Here is a 22,578-nt window from a genome sequence, read left to right as displayed (position 1 = left end):
ACGGCGGTGGCGCGGCGCGCGATACTGCGGTGCAAGCCGAGATCGCGGTGGAGCGCGCCTTTGCCCACCCTACGATTGCTTCGCTGCGCCGCTGCGCTCGCCCGCCCTGCGGACTGATTTACTTGTCGTTGACGTCGAAGCGTGCGCCGCAGGCATGAAAATGGTTGTCCGTCGTCTCTCCATCAGCATCATAGATGTAGAGCGTGACGGGACATCGCTGTGCGTTGGCCCATTGAATGGCCTCGCAAACAGATAGGCCTTCTCTCTTGTCGTAATCTACGACCAGGGACACCGGAGCCTCGTCGGCTTGGTCGGCGTCGGCGCAGCTGTTGTCGTGCTCGACGGCCTCGACGATGGCTGTCACGAATTTCCAACGGTAGGGACGACTGCGCCGATCAATCACATTCCAAATCATGAGCACCTATGGTTCTCGGTGTGGTGTAGCATCGTGCGGCGGGTTACGCTGCGCTAACCCGCCCTACGGATTTTCAGAACCCATACAGCCGCGCCGGATTGTCGACCAGGATCTTCTTGCGGATCGCGGCATCGGGGGCCCAGACCGGGAGCTGGTTCATCAGGCGGCCGTCGTCGATCGGATAGAACGGCCTGATATCCGTGACCTTCAATTCGGGATGCGGCGACGAATCCGGGTGGGGCCAGTCGGTGCCCCAGACGATGCGGTCGGGGTTGGCTTCGATCAGGGCCTTCGCGAGCGGGATCACGTCCGCGTAGTCGGGGCCGCGGGTCGAGGCGCGATAGGCGCCGGAGATCTTTACATAGGCCTTGCCGCTGCGGACGAGCTCGACCAGATCGGCAAAGCCCGGCTGCCCGAGGCCGAGATCAGCCTGCGCGCCGCCGAAATGATCGAACACGGCCGTCACGGGCGATTGCATCACGAGGTCCTTGATGGCCGCGATCATCGCCGTGTTGGTGTAGAGCTGGACATGCCAGCCGCGCGCCTTCATCCGCTCGACCGCGACATGGAAGCGGGCGCGGCCGACATTGGGGTCGTTGATGCCACCGGTCGCGAGATTGAGGCGGATGCCGCGGAAGCCCTCGGCATGCATGGCATCCAATTGCGCCTCGGTGGTCTTGTCGTCGATGACCGCGACGCCGCGCGCGTCATTGCCGCGCGCCTTCATGCCGTACAGCGTCGCAGAGTTGTCGGTGCCGTAGACGCTCGGCGTCACGATCACCACGCGCTGGATATGTAGAGCCTTGTGCAGCGCCGCCATCTCGTCGGGCAGGGCCGGCTCCGGCGTGTAGACCCGGCTCGCCGCAAACGGAAATTTTTCGGGGTCGCCGTGGATGTGGGTGTGGCAGTCGCAGGCCTGTGGCGGCACGTCGAAATCGACCGGGGTCGAAGGTTGCGCCGGCTTGGCGCGCGCGGCTGTCGTGGTCATCGTCACTCCGGCGGCAAGCGAGGCGAGCAGCAGGCTGCGGCGGTTCAGCATGGCGATCCTTCCCAGGGCTTGGCGCGTGCATTGTGGCTGACGCGCTCATTGTCGATGAAGGGAGCCTGAACCCGCTGTCGTCAGTGGGCAAGAACGAAGTGCGGCATGGCTGTTCGCAGGACGAGAGCGAGACGAGGAAGTCTATGGTGAGGCCGCGGCCGCCGGCCGCAGCAACCGGTCGGAAAGGACCGGTGCTGCCGACCGAACAGATCGGTCTTACTCCTTGACGATGCGCACCGCGCCCTTGGCGGCGCTCGACGCGAACGCCGCATAGGCTTTCAGCGCGGTCGAGACCTTGCGGGCGCGCGTCTTCGGCTTCCAGGCTTGATCGCCCTTCGCCGCCATCGCTGCGCGCCGGTTGGCGAGCTCCTCATCCGACACTGCGAGATGGATGGTGCGGTTGGGGATGTCGATCTCGATGCGGTCGCCGTCCTGGACGAGGCCGATCAGGCCGCCCTCGGCAGCTTCCGGCGAGACGTGGCCGATCGAGAGCCCCGAGGTGCCGCCGGAGAAGCGGCCGTCGGTGATCAGCGCACAGGCTTTGCCGAGGCCCTTCGACTTCAGATAGCTGGTCGGATACAGCATCTCCTGCATGCCAGGGCCGCCGCGCGGGCCCTCATAGATGATGACGACGACGTCGCCTGCCTTGATCTTGTTGGTCAGGATGGCTTCGACCGCGGCGTCCTGGCTCTCCATGACGCGCGCAGGGCCGGAGAACTTCAGGATCGAGGCATCGACGCCCGCGGTCTTCACGATGCAGCCGTCGCGCGCGATGTTGCCGGTCAGCACGGCCAAGCCGCCGTCCTTGGAATAGGCGTGCTCGATGTCGCGGATGCAGCCTTTCTCGCGGTCGAGATCGAGCTCCTCGTAGCGGCGGTCCTGGCTGAAGGCGACCTGCGTCGGCACGCCGCCGGGCGCGGCTTGATAGAAGTTCTTCACGCTCTCGCTCGCGGTCCGGCGGATGTCCCAACGCTCCAGCGCAGCCGCCAGCGAAGTCGAATGCACGCTCGGCAATTCCGTGTGCAGCAGGCCGGCGCGGGCGAGCTCGCCGAGGATGCCCATCACGCCGCCGGCGCGATGCACGTCCTCCATGTGCACGTCGGCCACAGCGGGCGCGACCTTGCACAGGCAAGGGACCTTGCGCGAGAGGCGATCGATATCCGTCATGGTGAAGGGGATTTCCCCCTCATGCGCGGCCGCGAGCAGATGCAGCACGGTGTTGGTCGAGCCGCCCATCGCGATGTCCAGGCTCATCGCGTTCTCGAACGCCTTGAAGTTGGCGATGGTGCGCGGGAGCACGGATGCGTCGTCCTGCTCGTAATAGCGGCGAGCGAGGTCGACGACGAGATGGCCGGCCTCGACGAACAGGCCCTTGCGGTCGGCATGGGTCGCCAGCACCGAGCCGTTGCCGGGCAGGGACAGGCCGAGCGCCTCGGTCAGGCAGTTCATCGAATTGGCGGTGAACATTCCCGAGCAGGAGCCGCAGGTGGGGCAGGCCGAGCGCTCCATCACCTCGACATCCGCGTCCGACACCTTGTCGTCGGCGGCGGTCACCATGGCGTCGATCAGATCGACCTTGCGCAGCTTGCCCGCGATGTTGACCTTGCCGGCCTCCATCGGGCCGCCCGAGACGAACACGGCCGGGATGTTGAGCCGCATCGCGGCCATCAGCATGCCAGGGGTGATCTTGTCGCAATTGGAGATGCACACCATGGCGTCGGCGCAATGCGCGTTGACCATGTATTCGACGCTGTCGGCGATCAGCTCGCGCGAGGGCAGGCTGTAGAGCATGCCGTCATGGCCCATCGCGATGCCGTCATCGACCGCGATGGTGTCGAACTCCTTGGCGACGCCGCCGGCCTTCTCGATCTCCCGCGCGACCAGCTGGCCGAGATCCTTCAGATGCACATGGCCGGGCACGAACTGGGTGAAGGAGTTGACGACCGCGATGATCGGCTTGCCGAAATCCTCGTTGGTCATGCCGGTGGCGCGCCACAGGCCGCGGGCGCCGGCCATGTTGCGGCCATGGGTTGATGTGCGGGAGCGATAGGCGGGCATGACGGTTTCCTCAGGCGTTCCTCGGGATCAGGCAATGTTGGTCCGTGGGGCGGAAAGGGTCCCGACAACCGACGGACGGCAATGATGCGGCGAGGCATACAGCGAAGTGCTTGATGATTCGACCCTAAATTTCGCTGTTCCGGGATGCCCTCCGGGCAGGGCCGGGGCCTCGTGCCGCTCCCGCAGGTTCCGGCCGGCCCCGGTCACGCGTTTGTGGCTACGTCGGGAACAGGAAGGTCGCTTAGATTAGAACGGTAGAGTTTTGTTCGTCCCGGTCTTGTCCCCGAACGTTCCTGCCGCAGCCTCCGCCGCCCGCGCGTCCCATGCCGTCCGTCATCCGCTTCCGCCACCTGCCGACCCTTGCCGCGCTGCTTCTGGGCGTTCCCGGCGCCGCGTCGGCCCATGCCATCATCGTCTCGTCGCAGCCCGCGGCGGGCGGCACCATCGAGACGCAGCCGACAATGATCCGGCTGCGCTTCAACAGCCGCATCGATCACGCCCGCTCGCGGCTGAAGCTGCGCGCGCCCGACGGAGCCGAGCAGGCGCTTACTCCGGCAGTCGATGCGCCGGCCGACGAGATCGACGCCGAGGCCAAGGCGCTCAGCCCCGGCGCCTGGCATCTGCAATGGCAGGTGCTCAGCGTCGATGGCCACATCACCCGCGGCGACATTCCTTTCAACGTGCGCTAGCCGTGTCGCTGTTGCTCGACATCTTCGGCTATCTCTCGGTGGTGCTGCGCGGCCTGACCCTGCTGGCACAGTCCTTCACCATCGGCGGCTTGGCATTTCTGCTGTTGCTGCTGCGCCCGCTGCAGGACAGGCTGTCCGCTGACGCGATCGTGGTCGGCAAGCGCGGCCAGCGTTTCCTGCGCCGAAGCGCATTCGGCTGGTTCGCGGTGGTGCTGGCCTCGCTCGCGGTCAACATGGGAGCGCTGATCGGGACGCTCGACCTGTCGCTCGGCGCGGCGGCGAGCGCGGATTTCGCCCGCTCCGGAATGGCCGTTGCCGCCTGCGCGCTCGGCATCGCCGTGCTCGCCCGGACCGGCAGTTGGGCCGCCTGGCGCGTCCTGGCGCTGACTGTGCTGACCATCTCAGCGCTGCTGCTGCAGCTCAACCTGACGCACGCGGCGAGCCGGCTTGAGGTGCGCTGGCCGCTGCTTGCCGCCGACTTCCTGCACATGCTCGGCGCCGGCGTCTGGATCGGCGGCCTGCCGTATTTCATGATGGCGCTGAACGGCTGCAAGGCGGATGACGATCAGCGCCTGATCGGGCGGCGCTACTCGCTGATGTCGATGGTCTCGGTGGCAGCCATCGTGATCGGCGGCATTGTGATGGCGATCGCCTATCTCGGCGCGTTCGCGGCGATCTACGGCACCGCTTACGGCGTCATGACCTCGGCCAAGGTCGCGATGCTGCTGATGCTGCTCGCGCTCGGGGCGGCCAACTTCTTCGCCGTGGAGCGGCTGCGCCGTCGCGATCGCGCTGCGCCTCTGCTGCGGATGAAGCGCTTCGTCGAGGTCGAGCTCGGCATCGGGCTGACGGTGCTGCTCACCGCGGGCTCGCTGACCTCGCTGCCGCCGGGCATCGATCTCAGCCAGGACCGGCTGAGCTGGCAGGAGATCGTCGCGCGCGCCGCGCCGCAATGGCCGCGGCTCTCCAGCCCCTCGGTCGACCAGCTCACCATCTCGCAGCTGCAGGCCAGGATCGATGCCGCCGACGCGCAGCGCGTGACCGCGCCGCAAGCCTACGTGCCGGGCGAGGGCGTGATCCTGCCGCGCAGCGCCGCCGACATCGCCTGGTCGGAATACAACCACCATTGGGCGGGCATCTTCGTCGTGTTGATCGGCGTGCTCGCGCTGATCGAGCGCTTCTCCTGGGGCCGCTGGGCCCGGCACTGGCCGCTGTTGTTCCTGGGGATGGCGGCGTTCCTGTTCCTGCGCGCCGACGAGATGGCCTGGCCGCTCGGCCCGATCGGCTTCTGGGCCTCGTTGCGCGATCCCGAAGTGGCGCAGCACCGGCTGTTCGTGGTGCTGATCGTCCTGTTCGGCCTGTTCGAATGGCGGGTGCGGCTGCGCGGGCAGGCGGCGGGCCGGGCGGCGCTGGTGTTTCCGCTGACGGTCGCCGCCGGCGGCGCGCTGCTGCTGACCCATTCGCACGCCATCGCCAACATCAAGGATCAGCTCCTGATCGAGATGAGCCACACGCCCTTAGCGCTGTGCGGCATCACCGCCGGCTGGGCGCGCTGGCTCGAGCTGCGCCTGGACGGCCGCATCAGCCGTGCCGCCGCCTGGGTCTGGCCGGTGGCCTTCGTGCTGGTCGGGCTGATCCTGCTGGATTATCGCGAGGCGTAACGAGCCTCACTCCTTCCGCAGGAAGACGTAATCCGCGGAATAGGCGACGCTGCGGAATTGCCCGGCGGTGTCGCAGGTGCCTTCCAGCTTGCCGCCGGCGGTGTTGATCCGCTGCACCGTGGTGACGTCGGAGAGCATGCCCTGAGCGCCGCGGTGAGAAATGACGGCGAGCTTCAGCCAGGGGATGTCGTTGTCGGTGGCGCCGATGGCGGTGCCCTGCACGCGGCCGCCGACGATCGAGCCGTCCTGGTGCTCCCAGCTCGGCCCGGCATAGTGCCGGCCGACGGTCTTGCCGTCCGCGAACAGGGTGGCAATCGGCTCACGGAAGGTCCAGGCGAGCTTGCCGTCCTTGTCGGTCTTGCAGTCGTAGACCTGCGCGCCCTCGGCATGCAGCGTCAGCACGGCCTTTTCGCCGGCGGCGACCAGCGCATCGGGAATCGTGGTCTCTGCGGCGTGGGAGGAGCCGATCTGGGCCCCGAGCAACAGCAGGGCGAGCGATGAGGTCAAGCGCATGATCAGGTTCCTCGACGGCAGGAGTGAAACAGAAACGGGCCACGCTTGTGGCGCGGCCCGTTGATAGGTGACGAAACCAGAAGGCGAAAGTGGGGAAACTTACGCCGCCATCGCCTTGGTCAGGTTCTCGGCGATCTTGTCGAGGAAGCCGGTGGTCGACAGCCAGCGCTGATCGGCGCCGACCAGGAGCGCGAGGTCCTTGGTCATGTAGCCGGACTCGACGGTGTCGACGCAGACCTTCTCCAGGGTGGCGGCGAACTTCGCCAGTTCGGCATTGTTGTCGAGCTTGGCGCGGTGCGACAGGCCGCGGGTCCAGGCGAAGATCGAGGCGATCGAGTTGGTCGAGGTCTCCTTGCCCTTCTGGTGCTCGCGGAAATGGCGGGTCACCGTGCCGTGGGCGGCCTCGGCCTCGACGGTCTGGCCGTCCGGGGTCATCAGCACCGAGGTCATCAGGCCGAGCGAGCCGTAGCCCTGCGCCACGGTGTCGGACTGCACGTCGCCGTCATAGTTCTTGCAGGCCCAGACATAGCCGCCCGACCACTTCAGCGCCGCGGCGACCATGTCGTCGATCAGGCGGTGCTCATAGGTGATCTTCTTGGCCTCGAACTTGTCCTTGAACTCCTTGTCGTACACCTCCTGGAAGATGTCCTTGAAGCGGCCGTCATAGACCTTCAGGATGGTGTTCTTGGTCGACAGGTAGACCGAATAGTTCTTGGCGAGGCCCATGTTGAGCGAGGCGCGGGCGAAGTCGTAGATCGACTCGTCGAGGTTGTACATCTCCATCGCGACGCCGGCGCCGGGCGCCCTGAAGACCTCCTTCTCGATCACGGTGCCGTCGTCGCCGACGAACTTCATCGTCAGCACGCCCTTGCCGGGGAACTTGAAGTCGGTGGCGCGGTACTGGTCGCCATAGGCGTGGCGGCCGATGATGATCGGCTTGGTCCAGCCGGGAACGAGGCGCGGCACGTTCTTGCAGATGATCGGCTCGCGGAACACGACGCCGCCGAGGATGTTGCGGATGGTGCCGTTCGGCGACTTCCACATCTCCTTGAGGCCGAACTCCTTCACGCGCGCCTCGTCCGGGGTGATGGTGGCGCACTTGACGCCGACGCCGACCTTCTTGATGGCGTTGGCGGCATCGATCGTGATCTGGTCGTTGGTCTTGTCGCGGCTCTCCATCCCCAGGTCGAAATACATCAGGTCGATATCAAGGAAGGGGTTGATCAGCTTGTCCTTGATGTACTGCCAGATGATCCGGGTCATCTCGTCGCCGTCGAGCTCGACGACCGGGTTGGTCACCTTGATTTTTGCCATGATCGATGGGGCCTCTTGGGAACAGCGCGCCAGGAGTGGAAAGCGCTTGTGAAATCAAGCGCGTCATAGCACTGCTGCACCGCGGGCGGAAGCGCACCCGGTATGCGCCCGGTGCTGATTTTCGCAGCCCGCTCATGCGGTGGGCAACGGCGGCTGCCGGCCGGCCTGCAGGTTCGAGCAAACCCTAAAATTCTTGGCTAAGCCGATTATTTTGCTTGAGAATTCTCCCCGGTCAGGTCAACGGAGCGGGCAGGGCGCGCCGCGGGCGCTTCAACCGGATTCAGAGGGCGAGGATTGAGCGTGTCGGGCACCGACAAGACGAAGGTGGGATTGGAGATCGCAGGCCCGGTGGTGATCCTGGTCGAGCCGCAGCTCGGTGAGAACATCGGCATGGCGGCGCGCGCCATGGGCAATTTCGCGCTGTCCGAGCTGCGCCTGGTCAATCCGCGCGACGGCTGGCCGAACATCGCCGCCCAGCGGGCGGCCGCCGGGGCCGACCACATCATCGATCATGTCCGGCTGTTCGACACCCTGCCGGAGGCGATCGCCGACCTCGACCTCGTCTTCGCGACCACCGCCCGCGCCCACGACCAGGCCAAGCCGGTGATGGGGCCGGAAGCGGCCGCCCGCGAGATGCAGGGCCAGATCGCCGCTGGCGGCCGGGCCGGCATCCTGTTCGGCCGCGAGCGCGCGGGCCTGACCAACGAGGAGGTCGCCCGCGCCAACCGCATCGTCACCTATCCGGTCAATCCAGGCTTTGCCTCGCTGAATCTCGCCCAGGCGGTGCTGCTGATGGGCTATGAATGGTTCAAGCTGGTCACGTCAGGCTCGCTGCCGTTCGCGATGCCAGAGCGCTCCGAGCGCGCCTCCCAGGAGCAGATGGAGGCGTTCTTCGAGAACCTGGTGCGCGAGCTCGACCGGGTCGAATTCCTGCGGCCCGCCGAGAAGCGCGAGACCATGCTGGTCAACCTGCGCAACATCTTCTTCCGCATGGAGCCGTCGCGGCAGGACATCCACACCCTGCATGGCGTGGTCATGGCGATCGCCGAGGGGCGCAAGGGGCCGGCCAAGGGCGGCGTGCTCGACAGCGAGCAGGCGACGCGTCTGCGCGCCCTGATCGCCGAGCAGGGCACGGTGGCGAACCTGCCGGATTCGCGCGGCTCGCTGCGCGGGCTGGCGCGGCTGCTCCGCCGCAATCCGACCGACGCCGAGCGCGCGCTGTGGCACGCGCTGTCGCGCGACCGCCGCTTCGCTGGCCAGTTCAAGCGCCAGACCCCGGTCGGCCGCCACATCCCCGACTTCGTCTCCTTCATCCACCGCCTGGCGATCGAGCTGGTGGGCCCCGGCGAGAGCGAGGGCGTCGTCGCCGACCGCAGCGCGCGACGGGCGTGGCTGGAAAGCCGCGACTACCGCGTCACCGAGGTGAAGGCGGCGGATGTCGAAGGGAATCTCGAGGCCGAGCTGGTGCGGCTGCAGGCGCTCATCGCCGAAGCGAAGTAGCTGACGGTCGCATTGCCGGCTGCACGGCGCCGCCTGCCACGCGTGAGCGCAATCGCCGATTGCGCCGTCGCGTGGCTCACACCGCCGTAGCAGTTGATCCAAACATCCAGGGCAGGCCGAGTCTGCGATCCCGTTTACACCGGCTGAAGGATGATTTGCGATCGCAATTCCAGATTGTGGTTTGCCCGATCGGTTTTGGTTAGATCGCAGCACAAAGAGCAAGACCAAGGGGGCATTCATGACTACGCGACGATGGCGCTCGTTTCTGTGTTGTGCGTTGATCATCGGTTCGATCTTCGGCTTGTCGGCAAGCGCCCACGCAGCCGGCGCGAAGCGGTGCACGACCGCGGCCGATCTCGGCGCCGACGAGCGCATCGCCGGCTGCACTGTCGTGATCGAGCACGGCAAGCCGGCGACGCCGCAGGTGATCGAGGCCCGTTTCGCGCGCGCCGGAGCCTATTTCCGCAAGGGAGATGTCGAGCACGCGATCGACGACTACAAGATCGTCATCGAGCAGTCCTCGGCCGGTCTTCTTGCCGCATTCGATCGCGCCGCTCCTGATCTGCGCGAGAGCGAGCCGCAGCCGGGGTCGGGTTTCGGGCGGGCGTTCGGGCGCAACGGCTACCGGGCGCAAGCCTATCGCGCGCTGGGGATCGCAAGCTTCCAGGCGGGTCTTCTGGAGCAGTCGCACGACGATTTCAGATGGCTCAGCGAGATCGATCCCCACAATGCCGATGCGGCCCTGTGGCTGGATCTGGCCCGCCGCCGCGCCGGCCTGCCGAGCGAGCTCGCCGACCACGCGAAGCGGCTCGACATGGGCAAATGGCCGGCCCCGATCGTCCGTCTCTTCCTCGGGCAGGAGACGACAGAGGCTGTGCTTGCGGCGGCCGACCGTGGTGCTCCCGCCACGCGCAGGGCACGGCGTTGCGAGGCGAGCTTCTTCGCCGGCGAGCTGATGCTCGACCAGAGTCGTGAGCGTGATGCCATGCAATTGATCGACCGCGCTCTCGCCGAGTGCCCGTGGACATCGCGCGAACGCTCGGTCGCGGAGGCCGAGGCGCGCGCGCTCCGCGTCATGCCGTAGGCCTCCTGCGTCGCTCGCGCGGCAAGAACGGATCGGCGCGGCGATCGCGCCGCGACCGGATCCCCGACCGCATGCTTAACGCCCACGCGCGCATTTGAGTGAAAATGCCCAGTCAAATCCCCACGGCGCGGGTTACGGAACGCTCGGGTTCGAACGCTATGATCTGCGCATTGCCCTTTCATCGTTGCAACTGTGCGGCCTTTCATCATGAACGAAACCAGATCGGTGTTGCGGGACCTCGAGGATGCGATTGCGCGGGGGACCGCCGACAGCCGCGAACGCGCGCTGTGGCATGCGACCGACCTGCTGATCGCGGGGCGCTACTGCGAGGAGGAGATCGCCACCTTCGGCGAGGTGATCGGCCGGCTCGCCGACGAGATCGAGATCGAAGCGCGCGCCAAGCTTGCGGATCGCCTCGCCAGGATCGAATATTCGCCGGCCAGCGTCATCCGCAAGCTGGCCTTCGACGATGAGATCTGGGTCGCCGGTCCAGTGCTGCGCGAGTCCGAGCGGCTCGATGACGCCACGCTGGTCGAGAACGCCAGCACCAAGAGCCAGGACCATCTGCTCGCGATCGCCGAACGCCGAACGCTGAGCCCGGCGGTGACCGACGTGCTGGCCACGCGCGGCAACCGTGACGTCGCCACGGCGGTGGCGCGCAATCAGGGCGCCCAGTTCTCCGGTGCCGGTTTCCTGCACATGGTCCAGCGAGCAGAGAACGACTCGATCCTCGCCGAGCATCTCGGCCGGCGGCTCGACATCCCGCGCCACCTGTTCCAGCAACTGATCGCCAAGGCCTCGGACGATGTCGGCAAGCGGCTGGCCGGGGAGCGGCCCGAGCTGCTTGGCGAGATCAGTAGCTCGGTCGCCAACATCGCCGGCGACCTGCAGTCGAAGTTCGGCCCCGGCTCGCGCAACTACTTCGTCGCCAAGCGCACCGTGACGATCCAGCACCGCCTCGGCAATCTGCACGAGAGCACCATTGCCAGCTATGCGACGGCACACAAGGTCGAGGAGGTGACGATCGGCCTCGCGCTGCTGTCGGGACTGCCGGTCGACGTCGTCGAGCGCGCCTTGTTCGACCGTAACCGTGAGATGCTGCTGATGCTCGCCAAGGCGCTTGGCTTTACCTGGGATACGATGATGGCGCTCGCCTTCCTCGGCGCCCGCGAACATCGCATCACGGCCGGCGAGCTGCAGGAGCTGGAGCGCGACTATGCCAAGCTCCAGTCGCAGACGTCGCGCAGCGTGCTCGAATTCTATCAGTCCCGCAAGAATCCAGGCAAAGGCGGCAAGGCGTCCGCGCCGCGCGCCGCGGCGTATTGAACCTGCAGCGACGGACGGAGGTGATCGCGGATGAGCGGCATGGGATTTCCTCTTCGCGGAGAGCAACGGCTCGGCCATCGCGAGGCGCCTGCGGACGGCGCGGCAGTCGATGCGGCCTGGCATGTGCTCGAAGCGGCCAACGAGCTCGGCGACGAGGCTGCGGTCGCCGCCTGCCGCCGCGTGATCGATTCGAGCCTGAACGGCGCAGTCGCGGATCAGGCCGACGTGAAGCTTGTGACAGACTACTTCCGTTAGTTCGATTGATGGCTTTGCACGGGCGCTCCGCGGCGTCACGAGTTGACAGCTCCGTCCTCCCCGTCCATTCCGCCGTCATTCCGGGGCAATCGCCAACGCGCTTGCGCGTTGGCGATTGAATCCGGAATCTCGAGATTGTGAGGAATGGACGCAAGACAAGATAGAGCTTCCAGGTTCAAGGCCTGCGGCCTTGCCCCGGAATGACGGTGGGTGGGACTCAGGGCGAGCAGGCCGCTTCACACAGCGGCGAGCTGCGTGTCCGGCTTGCCGAGGCGCTTTCCCGTCTTGTGCTTCGCCGGCTCGATCAGCGCCTTCGCGGCCAGCCCGGCCGTGTCCGCGACCTCGGGATTGCGTGACACCATCGCCGCCACGATCGCGCCGTCGATCAGCAGTGCGAGCTGATGCGAGAAGCTCTCCGGCTCGGCAGCGCCCATCTCACGGGCGAGCTTCTCGATATGCGCCAGCACCACTTTCTTGTGGCGCATTGCAATGGTGCGAAACTGCTTCTGGTCCTTGTCGTGCTCGCCGACTGCATTGATGAAGGGACAGCCGTAGAAGCGCTCCTCGCCGAACCAGCTCTTCAGCGCCGGAAAGATGCGTGCCAGCTTGGTCTCGGCGTCACCGCCGCCGCTCTCCATTTCCGCGATGAACCATTCACGCCACTGCTTGCCTTCGCTTTCGAGCACGGCGGTGACGAGCGCGGTCTTTGATCCGAACAGCTTGTAGAGCGTGGTCTTCGCGGTGCCCGCCTCACTGATGATCGCATCGATGCCGGTGGCATTGATGCCGTTCTTGCAGAACAGCCGCGTGGCGGCGCCGAGCAGACGGCCGCGCGCGGATTCGTCGTCGCTGGCCGCGATCGTCCTTGCGATCGCCTGCTTCTTGCCGGTTTGTTTGCCCGCAGCTGACTTGCCCATGTGTACGAGCTTAATCGCTGTGCGCGTGAGTCAGCAAGGCTGCTGATGCGGTCGAGGCAGCGTTGCGCTCAATTTGATCGCTGAAGGCGGCATTCTGCATCGCACTTGGGCAGCGGCTGGGTCGTGGCGGGGCGCTGCTCGCCGCCCTGATCGCGTAAGCCGCGAGGATCATTCCGGCTTTTGATTTCCGGCCCCTCTGGCACGCTTCGTGCAGGATACAGACCGTTCGGTATCCTCATCCCAGGGAGAGAAATGAGATGACCGCTGTGGTTCAGAAGACGGCGCTGACGGGCTGCCTCGCACCCATCGACAAGAACGGGCTCGAACAGCTCATCGTCAACGGCAAGGCCAACCCCAAGGTCATCAAGACCCTGAAGTGCAAGACCGTGGCGGAAGGCAAGTTCCGCCACGCCAACTACATCCGCAACCTCGCGCCCTACATCGTCGACGAGCCGCCGGGCCTGCTCGGTGACGACACCGCGCCCAATCCGTCGGAGGCCTCGCTGGCCGCGCTCGGCTCCTGCCTTGCGGTGGGTTTGCACGCCAATGCCGTGCATCGCGGCTGGACCGTCAACAAGCTCGAGCTGGAGCTCGAGGGCGACCTCAACATCACCGCCGTCTGGGGCACAGGCGACGTCAGCGAGAAGCCGGTCGGCTTCACCGACGTGCGCGTCAAGGTCGACATGGAGTGCGAAGGCATTTCCAAGGAGGAGGTCCAGGCCCTGGTCGACCATGTGAAGAAGTGGTCGCCCGTCGCCAACACCTTCACGCGTCCCGTCAATCTCGAGGTCGGCGTCTGAGCCTGGTTCGAGGCCATATGGAGCGGAGGACGTCATGGGTTCACTCGGACAGCATCTGGCGATCGACAGTGCGGGCGTGATGCCCGTGCCGTCGACCGTGGAGCAGGTCGCGGCGATCGCGCGCAACGAGCTTGCGCCGCTGGCCAGCGGAATCGACGCCGGAACGGTGTATCCGGCTGACGTTCTCCGCCGCTTCGGCGAGGTCGGCGCGTGGAGCAGCCACGTGCCGGACAATGGCGCGGCGGATCTCAACTGTGCGATCGATGCCATCGGCGCGATCGGCGAGGTCTGCGGCGCCTCGGCCTTCATGGCGTGGTGCCAGAACACGCTGGTCTGGTACATCGCCAATTCGGACAACAAGGCGCTCAAGAAGCGTCTGCTCGACGATGCCGCGAGCGGCAGGCTGCTCGGCGGCACCGGCCTTTCCAACCCGATGAAGAGCTTCTTCGGCATCGAGAAGCTCAAGCTGAAGGGCCGGAAAGTGGAGGGCGGCTACGTCGTGCGCGGCGTGCTGCCCTGGGTCTCGAACCTCGGGCCGGACCACATGTTCGGCACGATCTTCGAGCGCGAGGATGCGCCCGGCGAGATCGTGATGTTCATCGTCGACTGTTCGGACCCGGCGGTGACGCTGCAGCCGTGCCAACAGTTCCTCGCAATGGACGGCACCGGCACCTACGGCATCCAGCTCCGCGACCTGTTCGTGCCGGACGAGCTGATTCTGGCAGATCCCGCTGGCCCCTTCGTGAAGAAGATCCGCGCCGGCTTCATTCTTCTGCAGGCCGGCATGGCGCTCGGCCTGATCAGGGACTGCATCAAGATCATGCAGGAGGTCGAGGCGCCGCTCGGCCACGTCAACCGCTATCTGCCGCAGCAGCCGGTCGACTTCAGCGCGCTCGCCGATGAGCTCGCACGGGAGACCATGATCCTCGCCAGCGATCCGTTCAACACGGACGAGACCACCTGGCGCAAGGTCGTCGCGCTGCGCCTCCGGGCCGGGGAGGCCAGCGTGGCTGCGGCTCACGCCGCGATGCTCCATTGCGGAGCGCGCGGCTACATCAAGGGCAATCGCGCCGAACGTCGCCTGCGCGAGGCCTATTTCGTCGCGATCGTCACCCCCGCGACCAAGCAGCTCCGCAAGATGCTCGCCGACGGCTGACGCCGGCGAGAACGGCAAACCAACAAAGTTTAGACCAGGAGAGGCCTGCCATGACGGACGTTCTGATTACTGCCGGCGAACTCGCTGATTTCATCAAGAAAGAACCGTGTGTCGTCATCGACACCCGCAATCCGGATGCCTATGGCGCGGGACATCTTCCCGGCGCGGTCAACGTCCATGAGATCTTCACCTATCTCGCGACGTCGACGCCGGAAGGCATCGAGGAGCTGAAGACGAAATTCGCCGACGCGTTCGGCGCCGCCGGCCTGTCGGGTGCCGAGACCGCGGTCGTCTACGAGCAGTCGATGAACTCCGGCTTCGGCCAGTCCTGCCGCGGCTACTTCCTGCTGACGATGCTGGGCTATCCCAAGATCAAGGTGCTGCATGGCGGCTACGATACCTGGGTTGCCGCAGGCATGGCCGTGACCACCGATGCGCCGTCGCCGACCAAGGCCTCGTTCAGCATCGTGCCGGAGGCGGGCAGCATCCTGATCGACGCCAAGGCCATGCTGGCGGCGGTCGGCAATCCCGCCATCGCCATTCTCGATGTCCGCGATGTCGACGAGTGGATCGGCGATTCCTCCTCGCCCTATGGCAAGGATTTCTGCCCGCGCAAGGGCCGCATCCCCGGCGCCGTCTGGCTCGAATGGTACCGCATGATGAAGCCGACCGCCGAAGGTCCGCGCTTCAAGTCGAAGGACGAGATCCTCGCCGAATGCGCCACCGTCGGCATCACCCAGGACACGCCGGTCTATCTCTACTGCTTCAAGGGCGCGCGTGCGTCGAACACCTTCCTCGCTCTGAAGAACGCCGGCGTGAAGGATGTGCGGATGTATTTCGGCTCGTGGAACGAGTGGTCGCGCGACCCGTCGCTGCCGATCGAGGAAGGTCTGCCGATGCCGGCGATGACCAGCAAGGCGGCATAGAAGCTGCATGTTATGCACGTCCGGCCGCTGAAAAATGCGGCCGGATGAGCAGTTCGAAGGCGCAGTCAGCGCAGGTGTGACAAAGGGGCGCAGCACATGTCGATTTTCGATGATCCGTTCGATGCCGAGGCCAGCGTGAATGCCGGTTGTATCTGCGGTCAGCATCGCAGTCCGGCCGAACACGAGCACGCCGTGCGGGCGCTGCGCTGCGAGCCCGTGACGGACTCCACCGAGAAGCGTTACGAGAACGTGGTCGCGTCAGCCGTGCTGCGCGCGGTGTTTCCGGAAGCAGCCACCCGTCGCGCGTTCCTGAAGTCGGTGGGCGCGGCCACCGCGCTCGCCGCGGTCTCACAATTCTTTCCGCTGAAGACGGCGACGGAAGCCTTTGCCGAAGCGGGCGCGCCAGAGAAGAAGGATCTCAAGGTCGGCTTCATCCCGATCACCTGCGCGACGCCGATCATCATGGCCGCGCCGCTCGGCTTTTATTCCAAGGCCGGCCTGAACGTCGAGGTCGTGAAGACCGCCGGCTGGGCCGTCATCCGTGACAAGACCATCAACAAGGAATACGACGCCTCGCACATGCTCGCACCGATGCCGATCGCGATCTCGCTCGGACTCGGCGCGCAGCCGATCCCGTTTACCGTGCCCGCGATCGAGAACATCAACGGGCAGGGCATCGTGCTTGCGATGAAGCACAAGGACAAGCGCGACCCGAAGGACTGGAAGGGCATGAAGTTCGCCATTCCGTTCGACTATTCGATGCACAATTATCTCTTGCGCTATTATCTCGCCGAGCACGGCCTCGATCCCGACACCGACGTGCAACTGCGCTCGGTGCCGCCGCCGGAGATGGTCGCGAACCTGCGCGCCGACAACATCGACGGCTTCCTCGCGCCGGACAACATCTGCCAGCGTGCGATCTTTGACGGCGTCGGCTTCCTGCATATTCTCTCGAAGGAGATCTGGGACGGTCACCCCTGCTGCAGCTTCGCGGCGAGCCGCGAGTTCATCACGGCCGCTCCGAACAGCTTCGCCGCGCTGACCCGCGCCATCGTCGATGCCACCGCCTATGCGTCGAAGGCCGAGAACCGGAAGCAGATCGCCGAGGCGATCGCGCCGGCCAACTACATCAATGCGCCGGTGACGGTGCTGGAGCAGGTGCTGACCGGCACCTATGCCGACGGCCTCGGCGGGGTGAAGACCGATCCGAAGCGCGTCGATTTCGATCCGTTCCCGTGGCAGTCCTTTGCGGTGTGGATGCTGACCCAGATGAAGCGCTGGGGCCAGATCAAGGGCGATGTCGACTACAAGGCGGTCGCCGAGCAAATCTATCTCGCGACCGACACCCGCAAGGTCATGACCGAGATGGGCCTGACGCCGCCAAGGGACTCCTACAAATCGTTCTCGGTGATGGGCAAGCCGTTCGACCCGACCAAGCCGGACGACTACGTCGCCAGCTTCAAGATCAAGAAGGCGTCGTGATGGGGGCGACGAGGGCGACGCTGCCGACCACACCCATGGTGATGAACACGCCGCCAACCACACCACCGGTGTCGTCCCCGCGAACGCGGGGACCCATACGCCGTGACCTATCTTGGGGCAGGGGCGGTAGCGACAATCGTTTCCACCAACTGCCGACGGTGGTTATGGGTCCCTGCGTTCGCAGGGACGACAGCGTGGGTGGAGCGACGTCATGACCGCCTCACTCCGCCTGCGCGCCGCCGTCGTCTCGATCGTCTTGTTGGCCGTCTTCCTCGGCGCCTGGCATATCGCCACCCGCAGCACGGGCACGGCTACCAACATGAGCCCCGAATACGCCAAGCTGATGGGCATGACAGCGACGCAAGGCAAGTCGGCGATGCCCGGGCCGCTCGATGTCGGCGCCAAGCTGTGGGAGCATCTGCGGCGGCCGTTCTACGACAACGGTCCGAACGACAAGGGGCTCGGCATCCAGCTCGCCTTCTCGCTCGGGCGGGTCATGCTCGGCTACCTGATCGCGGTCGCGGTCGCGATCCCGCTCGGCTTCCTGATCGGCATGTCGCCCTTGATGAGCAAGGCGCTCGATCCGTTCATCCAGATTCTCAAGCCGATCTCGCCGCTCGCCTGGATGCCGCTCGCGCTCTACACCATCAAGGATTCCAGCCTGTCGGCGATCTTCGTGATCTTCATCTGCTCGGTGTGGCCGATGCTGATCAACACCGCGTTCGGCGTCGCCAGCGTCCGCAAGGAGTGGATCAACGTCGCCCGTACCCTCGAGGTCGGGAATTTCCGCCGCGCCTTCACCGTCATCCTGCCGGCGGCGGCGCCGACCATCCTGACGGGCATGCGGATCTCGATCGGCATCGCCTGGCTCGTGATCGTCGCCGCCGAGATGCTCGTCGGCGGCACCGGCATCGGCTACTTCGTCTGGAACGAGTGGAACAATCTGTCGATCACGAACGTGATCATCGCGATCCTGCTGATCGGTCTCGTCGGCATGGTGCTGGATCAGATCCTGGCCCGCGTGTCGCGGCTCGTGACGTTTCCGGAGTAGGGCATGATCAGGCGAACTGCTGCAAGGTGCGCAACTCCGTTCCCCTCCCCCTTGCGGGGAGGGGTTAGGGGTGGGGGTGCCCCAGGCGCGAGTCTTCGTGGAGGACCCCCCTCCCTGACCCTCCCCCACAAGGGGGGAGGGAACGGAAAGACCTTCCTATGACCGACAAGTTCATCTCCATCGAAGGGATCGCCAAGCGCTACGACGGGGCGCGCAGCACGACGATCTTCGAGAACCTGTGGCTCGCGATGGCACGCGGCGAGTTCGTCTGCGTGATCGGCCATTCCGGCTGCGGCAAGACCACGGTGCTGAATGTTCTTGCCGGCCTCGACGTGCCGAGCGAGGGCGCCGTCATCGTCGACGGCCAGGCGATCGAGGGGCCGAGCCTCGACCGCGCCGTCATCTTCCAGAGCCACGCGCTACTGCCATGGCGGACGGTGCTCGGCAACGTCGCCTATGCGGTCTCGTCGAAGTGGCGCAAATGGGACCGTGCCAAGGTCAAGGCGCATGCGCTGAAATATATCGAGCTCGTCGGCCTCGCCGGCTCGGAGCACAAGCGGCCGTCGGAGCTGTCCGGCGGCATGAAGCAGCGCGTCGGCATTGCCCGCGCGCTGTCGATCACGCCGAAGATCATGCTGATGGACGAGCCGTTCTCAGCGCTCGATGCGCTGACGCGCGGCACGCTGCAGGACGAGGTCCGTCGCATCTGCGTCGAGACCGGCCAGACCGTGTTCATGATCACCCACGATGTCGATGAGGCGATCTATCTCGCCGACAAGATCGTGCTGATGACCAACGGGCCGGGCGCGGTGCTGGCGGAGATCGTCGAGAACCCGCTGCCGAAGGACCGGCTGCGCGGCGACCTGCACCGCCATCCGCTGTACTACGCGCTGCGCAACCACATCATCGACTTCCTGGTCAGCCGCAGCAAGACCTTCACCGCCGAGACGCCCGATTACGACCCGCGCAAGGTGCCGGTGGTGAAGATCGGGCGCAGCGAGCCGACGATCGTCGCGTCCAACCCGGTCGAGAACGACGCGCCGCAGGCGATCGCCCGCTGACGCCCCGCCGGAAGAAACCCATCAACGAAGACTCTCAAGGGAGACCAAGCATGAAGCGATCCGACCTCACCGAGAAGCTGCTCGACATCAAGCGCGAGAAGGGCTGGAGCTGGAAGTACATCTGCGAGACGATCGGCGGCTATTCCGAGGTGCTGATCGTCGGCGCCATCCTCGGCCAGATGAAGCTGACCAAGCCGCAGGCCGCCAATGCGGGCGAGCTGTTCGGCCTGTCGAAGTCCGAGATCGCGATGCTGAACGAGACGCCGATGCGCGGCGAGGGCGTGCAGATGCCGCCGACCGATCCGCTGATCTACCGCTTCTACGAGCTCGTGATGATCAACGGCCCGGCCTGGAAGGAGCTGATCCAGGAGGAATTCGGCGACGGCATCATGTCGGCGATCGATTTCGACATGGTGATGGAGCGCCTGCCCAATGCCAAGGGCGACCGCGTCAAGATCACGATGTCGGGCAAGTTCCTGCCGTACAAATATTACGGCGCCAGCGGCAACGTGCCGGAATATGGATTCAAAGAGGAGTAAGCGAGTAGCGAATTGCGAGTAGCGAATAGGGGCAGGAGATCCCTATTCGCCACTCCCTATTCGCTATTCGCCTCTTACTGTCCCGCCTTGACCTGGGCGACGGCGGTCGACAGCAGCTCGCTCATCTTCGCGCGCACGTCCGCCTCGGTGACGGCCGCGCCCTTGGCGGTGAGGTCGCCCAGCACCTTGCGCAGCACATCGGCATCGCCCGCTTCCTCGAAATCGGCCGCGACGACCTCCTTTGCGTAGGCATCGGCGTCAGCGCCGGACTTGCCGAGCTTTTCGGCTGCCCACAGGCCGAGCAGCTTGTTGCGGCGGGCTTCTGCCTTGAACTTCAATTCCTCGTCATGGGCGAATTGCTTCTCGAAGGCGTCCTCGCGCTTGTCGAACGTGGTCATGGTCGGAACTTCCAGTGTTGCCGAAGAGGGTTAACCGCGCAGGCGGTTGCGGGGCGGTGGCCGCACGCCTAAATAATTGGAACATCTTGCCAATACAACGGGTACGAGGCCGCAGGGAAGGGCGGTAAAACTCCGCTCCCGAGGCCCGGATCGATTGTGCTCGGGACACCAATGAGATAGGTTTCCCACAGGCCCGGTTCTCGTTCTGTTTCCTTAACATCCGGGCCCTCGCGGCAGCTCCGTCGTGGTCCTGTCCAAAGTCATCCGGAGCCCACCATTTCATGGATTTCAACAAAACACGGTACATCCCAATGAGCCGTCGGCGTCGCATTTATGAAGGCAAGGCCAAGGTCCTGTACGAAGGCCCCGAGCCGGGCACCCTGATCCAGCACTTCAAGGACGACGCCACCGCCTTCAATGCCAAGAAGCACCAGGTGATCGAAGGCAAGGGCGTCCTCAACAACCGCATCTCGGAGTACCTGTTTCAGCACCTCAACGACATCGGGGTACCGACTCACTTCATCCGCCGGCTCAACATGCGCGAGCAGTTGATTCGCGAGGTCGAGATCGTGCCGCTCGAGGTCGTCGTTCGAAATGTGGCGGCGGGCTCGCTGTCGCAGCGCCTCGGCATCGAGGAGGGCACCCAGCTGCCGCGTTCGATCATCGAATTCTATTACAAGAACGACCAGCTCAACGACCCCATGGTGTCGGAGGAGCACATCACCGCGTTCGGCTGGGCGACCCCCCAGGAGATCGACGACATCATGGCGCTCGCCATCCGCGTCAACGACTTCCTGACCGGGCTCTTCCTCGGCATCGGCATCCGCCTCGTCGACTTCAAGATGGAGTGCGGCCGGCTGTTCGAGAACGAGATGATGCGGATCATCGTCGCCGACGAGATTTCCCCCGATTCCTGCCGGCTGTGGGACATCAAGTCGAACGAGAAGCTCGACAAGGACCGCTTCCGCCGCGATCTTGGCGGCCTTCTGGAGGCCTATACCGAGGTCGCCAAGCGGCTCGGCATCCTGATGGAGAACGAGCGTCCGGTGGGCTCCGGTCCGGTTCTCGTCAAGAGCTAAAAGGGAACAAGACGTGAAAGCGCGTGTCACGGTGACGCTGAAATCCGGCATCCTCGATCCGCAGGGCAAGGCGATCGAGGGCGCCCTCAAATCGCTCGGCGTCGACGGCGTCGCGAGCGTGCGCCAGGGCAAGGTGTTCGACATCGAGCTCGAAGGCGCCGACAAGGCCAAGGCGGAGGCCGCCCTGAAGGCGGCCGCCGACAAGCTGCTCGCCAACACGGTGATCGAGAATTACCGGGTGGAGCTGCTGGGATAGGGCAATGGCCGTGACCGAGCGCGAGATCTACGAGCGACTGCTGGAGATCTCGCGTGATCTGGTCCTTGTCGAACATTCGGTCGATGAGCTCCTTGCCGGTGTGCGAGCGTTGAATTTGGAGCTCTCGTCAGACTCAAACACTCTCGCGTGGCCGCGAGGGAGCGATCCTCGAGCAAGCACGTAAGATCATGAAATCCGCCGTTCTCGTCTTCCCCGGCATCAATCGCGAGCGCGACATGGCGCGCGCGCTGCGCATGATCTCCGGCCATGAGCCGGCGATGGTATGGCACGCCGAGACGGCGCTGCCGAAGGGCACCGATCTCGTCGTCGTTCCCGGCGGCTTCTCCTATGGCGACTATCTGCGCTGTGGCGCGATCGCGGCCAGGGCACCTGTCATGGACGCGGTGCGCGACCACGCCGCCAAAGGCGGTCTTGTGCTCGGCGTCTGCAACGGCTTCCAGATCCTGTGCGAATCCGGCCTGCTGCCGGGCGTGCTGATGCGCAACGACAAGCTGAAGTTCATCTGCAAGGACGTGCATCTGCGGGTCGAGCGCTCCGACTCGCCGTTCACGCGCGGCTACAATGCCGGCCAGGTGATCCGCGTGCCGGTCGCCCATGGCGAGGGCAACTATGCGGCCGACGAGGAGACCCTGAAGCGCCTCAATGGCGATGGCCGCGTGCTCTATCGCTACTGCTCGGCCGATGGCGAGGTCGGCGACATCAGCAACATCAACGGTGCTGCGCATTCCATCGCCGGCATCGTCAACGAGAACGGGAATGTGCTCGGCATGATGCCGCATCCCGAGAATCACGTCGAGGACATCATGGGCTGCACCGACGGTCGTGGCCTGTTTGCCGGTCTCGTCGCCCATCTCGATCGCGCGGCCTGAAGGCCGTTCATCGAAATCGTTCCGTAGCTTTTTTCTCGCGCCGCCCGGCAACACCGGGCGGCTGTTTGCGTTGTCCGCCCGATTCCATGGGGCATGAACCAAGGAGGTTCTTATATGACGACGAAACATTGGCTGGGAACTGCCGCCATCATTCTCGCGATCGGCGCGG

General features: G+C 65.3%; 23 protein-coding genes. 16 read left to right on the top strand and 7 right to left on the bottom strand.

Annotated elements, in window-relative coordinates; all coding sequences use genetic code 11:
* Positions 1 to 118: 118 nt before the first annotated feature.
* The 3 genes from QW868_RS27795 to ilvD all read right to left on the bottom strand — a co-directional run bounded on the left by QW868_RS27795 (position 119) and on the right by ilvD (position 3,512).
* Complete coding sequence (locus QW868_RS27795; RefSeq protein WP_315774273.1) at positions 119 to 415, bottom strand: hypothetical protein; 297 nt, start codon at positions 413 to 415, stop codon at positions 119 to 121.
* Positions 416 to 488: 73 nt separating this feature from the next.
* Positions 489 to 1,454, bottom strand: coding sequence for an amidohydrolase family protein (locus QW868_RS27790; RefSeq protein WP_315737332.1), 966 nt, complete (start codon positions 1,452 to 1,454; stop codon positions 489 to 491).
* 216 nt (positions 1,455 to 1,670) lie between these two features.
* Positions 1,671 to 3,512, bottom strand: coding sequence for a dihydroxy-acid dehydratase (gene ilvD, locus QW868_RS27785; RefSeq protein WP_316232016.1), 1,842 nt, complete (start codon positions 3,510 to 3,512; stop codon positions 1,671 to 1,673).
* Between the two features lie 323 nt (positions 3,513 to 3,835).
* Here ilvD and QW868_RS27780 point away from each other — a divergent pair, with 323 nt between their 5' ends.
* Both QW868_RS27780 and QW868_RS27775 read left to right on the top strand, forming a co-directional pair.
* Positions 3,836 to 4,201: a copper resistance protein CopC gene (locus tag QW868_RS27780; protein ID WP_316232015.1), complete on the top strand. Its 366-nt coding sequence runs from the start codon at positions 3,836 to 3,838 to the stop codon at positions 4,199 to 4,201.
* A 2-nt stretch (positions 4,202 to 4,203) separates the two neighbouring features.
* Positions 4,204 to 5,862 (top strand): copper resistance D family protein, encoded by a 1,659-nt coding sequence (locus tag QW868_RS27775; RefSeq protein WP_316232014.1) that lies wholly within the window; start codon positions 4,204 to 4,206, stop codon positions 5,860 to 5,862.
* A 6-nt stretch (positions 5,863 to 5,868) separates the two neighbouring features.
* On the opposite strand, the gene QW868_RS27770 is transcribed toward QW868_RS27775, so the two are convergent.
* Positions 5,869 to 6,375, bottom strand: coding sequence for a DUF3455 domain-containing protein (locus tag QW868_RS27770; protein WP_316232013.1), 507 nt, complete (start codon positions 6,373 to 6,375; stop codon positions 5,869 to 5,871).
* Between the two features lie 99 nt (positions 6,376 to 6,474).
* Entirely contained in the window at positions 6,475 to 7,689 is a 1,215-nt protein-coding gene (locus QW868_RS27765) for an NADP-dependent isocitrate dehydrogenase (protein WP_315759047.1), read from the bottom strand.
* Positions 7,690 to 7,989: 300 nt separating this feature from the next.
* Here QW868_RS27765 and QW868_RS27760 point away from each other — a divergent pair, with 300 nt between their 5' ends.
* The 4 genes from QW868_RS27760 (at position 7,990) to QW868_RS27745 (ending at position 11,854) form a co-directional block, all read left to right on the top strand.
* Positions 7,990 to 9,189 (top strand): TrmJ/YjtD family RNA methyltransferase, encoded by a 1,200-nt coding sequence (locus QW868_RS27760; RefSeq protein WP_316232012.1) that lies wholly within the window; start codon positions 7,990 to 7,992, stop codon positions 9,187 to 9,189.
* A 238-nt stretch (positions 9,190 to 9,427) separates the two neighbouring features.
* A complete protein-coding gene (locus QW868_RS27755; protein ID WP_316232011.1) occupies positions 9,428 to 10,273 on the top strand; it encodes a hypothetical protein in 846 nt (281 codons plus the stop codon).
* A 207-nt stretch (positions 10,274 to 10,480) separates the two neighbouring features.
* Positions 10,481 to 11,599 carry a DUF2336 domain-containing protein gene (locus QW868_RS27750; RefSeq protein ID WP_315737340.1) on the top strand — a complete coding sequence of 373 codons (1,119 nt, stop codon included), beginning with the start codon at positions 10,481 to 10,483 and terminating at the stop codon, positions 11,597 to 11,599.
* A gap of 39 nt (positions 11,600 to 11,638) precedes the next feature.
* Positions 11,639 to 11,854: a hypothetical protein gene (locus QW868_RS27745; protein WP_315737341.1), complete on the top strand. Its 216-nt coding sequence runs from the start codon at positions 11,639 to 11,641 to the stop codon at positions 11,852 to 11,854.
* 236 nt (positions 11,855 to 12,090) lie between these two features.
* On the opposite strand, the gene QW868_RS27740 is transcribed toward QW868_RS27745, so the two are convergent.
* A complete protein-coding gene (locus QW868_RS27740) occupies positions 12,091 to 12,771 on the bottom strand; it encodes a TetR/AcrR family transcriptional regulator (protein WP_315737342.1) in 681 nt (226 codons plus the stop codon).
* Between the two features lie 257 nt (positions 12,772 to 13,028).
* Between QW868_RS27740 and QW868_RS27735 the strand changes: the two genes are divergently transcribed.
* The 7 genes from QW868_RS27735 (at position 13,029) to cynS (ending at position 19,786) form a co-directional block, all read left to right on the top strand.
* On the top strand, positions 13,029 to 13,571 hold the full coding sequence (locus tag QW868_RS27735; protein ID WP_315737343.1) for an OsmC family protein: 543 nt from the start codon (positions 13,029 to 13,031) through the stop codon (positions 13,569 to 13,571).
* 34 nt (positions 13,572 to 13,605) lie between these two features.
* The gene (locus QW868_RS27730; RefSeq protein WP_315811611.1) at positions 13,606 to 14,727 is read left to right on the top strand and encodes an acyl-CoA dehydrogenase family protein; all 1,122 of its coding nucleotides are present in this window, start codon (positions 13,606 to 13,608) and stop codon (positions 14,725 to 14,727) included.
* A 50-nt stretch (positions 14,728 to 14,777) separates the two neighbouring features.
* The gene (locus tag QW868_RS27725) at positions 14,778 to 15,653 is read left to right on the top strand and encodes a sulfurtransferase (protein WP_316232010.1); all 876 of its coding nucleotides are present in this window, start codon (positions 14,778 to 14,780) and stop codon (positions 15,651 to 15,653) included.
* A 96-nt stretch (positions 15,654 to 15,749) separates the two neighbouring features.
* A complete protein-coding gene (locus QW868_RS27720) occupies positions 15,750 to 17,135 on the top strand; it encodes a CmpA/NrtA family ABC transporter substrate-binding protein (RefSeq protein ID WP_316232009.1) in 1,386 nt (461 codons plus the stop codon).
* Between the two features lie 211 nt (positions 17,136 to 17,346).
* On the top strand, positions 17,347 to 18,186 hold the full coding sequence (gene ntrB / locus QW868_RS27715) for a nitrate ABC transporter permease (RefSeq protein WP_316232008.1): 840 nt from the start codon (positions 17,347 to 17,349) through the stop codon (positions 18,184 to 18,186).
* A gap of 158 nt (positions 18,187 to 18,344) precedes the next feature.
* Positions 18,345 to 19,247 (top strand): ABC transporter ATP-binding protein, encoded by a 903-nt coding sequence (locus QW868_RS27710; RefSeq protein ID WP_315737348.1) that lies wholly within the window; start codon positions 18,345 to 18,347, stop codon positions 19,245 to 19,247.
* Between the two features lie 50 nt (positions 19,248 to 19,297).
* Positions 19,298 to 19,786, top strand: coding sequence for a cyanase (gene cynS, locus QW868_RS27705; RefSeq protein ID WP_315779742.1), 489 nt, complete (start codon positions 19,298 to 19,300; stop codon positions 19,784 to 19,786).
* Between the two features lie 74 nt (positions 19,787 to 19,860).
* Here cynS and QW868_RS27700 read toward each other — a convergent pair whose 3' ends face one another.
* Positions 19,861 to 20,184 carry a DUF1476 domain-containing protein gene (locus QW868_RS27700; RefSeq protein ID WP_315776525.1) on the bottom strand — a complete coding sequence of 108 codons (324 nt, stop codon included), beginning with the start codon at positions 20,182 to 20,184 and terminating at the stop codon, positions 19,861 to 19,863.
* A 311-nt stretch (positions 20,185 to 20,495) separates the two neighbouring features.
* Here QW868_RS27700 and purC point away from each other — a divergent pair, with 311 nt between their 5' ends.
* The 3 genes from purC (at position 20,496) to purQ (ending at position 22,409) form a co-directional block, all read left to right on the top strand.
* Positions 20,496 to 21,263, top strand: coding sequence for a phosphoribosylaminoimidazolesuccinocarboxamide synthase (gene purC, locus QW868_RS27695; RefSeq protein WP_208866972.1), 768 nt, complete (start codon positions 20,496 to 20,498; stop codon positions 21,261 to 21,263).
* Between the two features lie 13 nt (positions 21,264 to 21,276).
* Positions 21,277 to 21,519, top strand: coding sequence for a phosphoribosylformylglycinamidine synthase subunit PurS (gene purS / locus QW868_RS27690; protein ID WP_315759032.1), 243 nt, complete (start codon positions 21,277 to 21,279; stop codon positions 21,517 to 21,519).
* A 188-nt stretch (positions 21,520 to 21,707) separates the two neighbouring features.
* Entirely contained in the window at positions 21,708 to 22,409 is a 702-nt protein-coding gene (purQ, locus tag QW868_RS27685; protein ID WP_315737352.1) for a phosphoribosylformylglycinamidine synthase subunit PurQ, read from the top strand.
* The last annotated feature ends 169 nt before the right edge of the window (positions 22,410 to 22,578 follow it).

Source organism: Bradyrhizobium sp. SZCCHNR1051, assembly GCF_032489615.1.
Lineage (GTDB): Bacteria > Pseudomonadota > Alphaproteobacteria > Rhizobiales > Xanthobacteraceae > Bradyrhizobium.
The sequence above is the reverse complement of the archived record's forward strand: the minus strand, read 5'-3'. Positions and strand labels throughout refer to the sequence as shown.

Coding starts and splice junctions, on each gene's coding strand:
- QW868_RS27795 (WP_315774273.1), bottom strand. CDS start 415: ATGATTTGGAATGTGATTGATCGGCGCAGTCGTCCCTACCGTTGGAAA.
- QW868_RS27790 (WP_315737332.1), bottom strand. CDS start 1,454: ATGCTGAACCGCCGCAGCCTGCTGCTCGCCTCGCTTGCCGCCGGAGTG.
- ilvD (WP_316232016.1), bottom strand. CDS start 3,512: ATGCCCGCCTATCGCTCCCGCACATCAACCCATGGCCGCAACATGGCC.
- QW868_RS27780 (WP_316232015.1), top strand. CDS start 3,836: ATGCCGTCCGTCATCCGCTTCCGCCACCTGCCGACCCTTGCCGCGCTG.
- QW868_RS27770 (WP_316232013.1), bottom strand. CDS start 6,375: ATGCGCTTGACCTCATCGCTCGCCCTGCTGTTGCTCGGGGCCCAGATC.
- QW868_RS27765 (WP_315759047.1), bottom strand. CDS start 7,689: ATGGCAAAAATCAAGGTGACCAACCCGGTCGTCGAGCTCGACGGCGAC.
- QW868_RS27755 (WP_316232011.1), top strand. CDS start 9,428: ATGACTACGCGACGATGGCGCTCGTTTCTGTGTTGTGCGTTGATCATC.
- QW868_RS27750 (WP_315737340.1), top strand. CDS start 10,481: ATGAACGAAACCAGATCGGTGTTGCGGGACCTCGAGGATGCGATTGCG.
- QW868_RS27745 (WP_315737341.1), top strand. CDS start 11,639: ATGGGATTTCCTCTTCGCGGAGAGCAACGGCTCGGCCATCGCGAGGCG.
- QW868_RS27740 (WP_315737342.1), bottom strand. CDS start 12,771: ATGGGCAAGTCAGCTGCGGGCAAACAAACCGGCAAGAAGCAGGCGATC.
- QW868_RS27735 (WP_315737343.1), top strand. CDS start 13,029: ATGACCGCTGTGGTTCAGAAGACGGCGCTGACGGGCTGCCTCGCACCC.
- QW868_RS27730 (WP_315811611.1), top strand. CDS start 13,606: ATGGGTTCACTCGGACAGCATCTGGCGATCGACAGTGCGGGCGTGATG.
- QW868_RS27725 (WP_316232010.1), top strand. CDS start 14,778: ATGACGGACGTTCTGATTACTGCCGGCGAACTCGCTGATTTCATCAAG.
- QW868_RS27720 (WP_316232009.1), top strand. CDS start 15,750: ATGTCGATTTTCGATGATCCGTTCGATGCCGAGGCCAGCGTGAATGCC.
- ntrB (WP_316232008.1), top strand. CDS start 17,347: ATGACCGCCTCACTCCGCCTGCGCGCCGCCGTCGTCTCGATCGTCTTG.
- QW868_RS27710 (WP_315737348.1), top strand. CDS start 18,345: ATGACCGACAAGTTCATCTCCATCGAAGGGATCGCCAAGCGCTACGAC.
- cynS (WP_315779742.1), top strand. CDS start 19,298: ATGAAGCGATCCGACCTCACCGAGAAGCTGCTCGACATCAAGCGCGAG.
- QW868_RS27700 (WP_315776525.1), bottom strand. CDS start 20,184: ATGACCACGTTCGACAAGCGCGAGGACGCCTTCGAGAAGCAATTCGCC.
- purC (WP_208866972.1), top strand. CDS start 20,496: ATGAGCCGTCGGCGTCGCATTTATGAAGGCAAGGCCAAGGTCCTGTAC.
- purQ (WP_315737352.1), top strand. CDS start 21,708: ATGAAATCCGCCGTTCTCGTCTTCCCCGGCATCAATCGCGAGCGCGAC.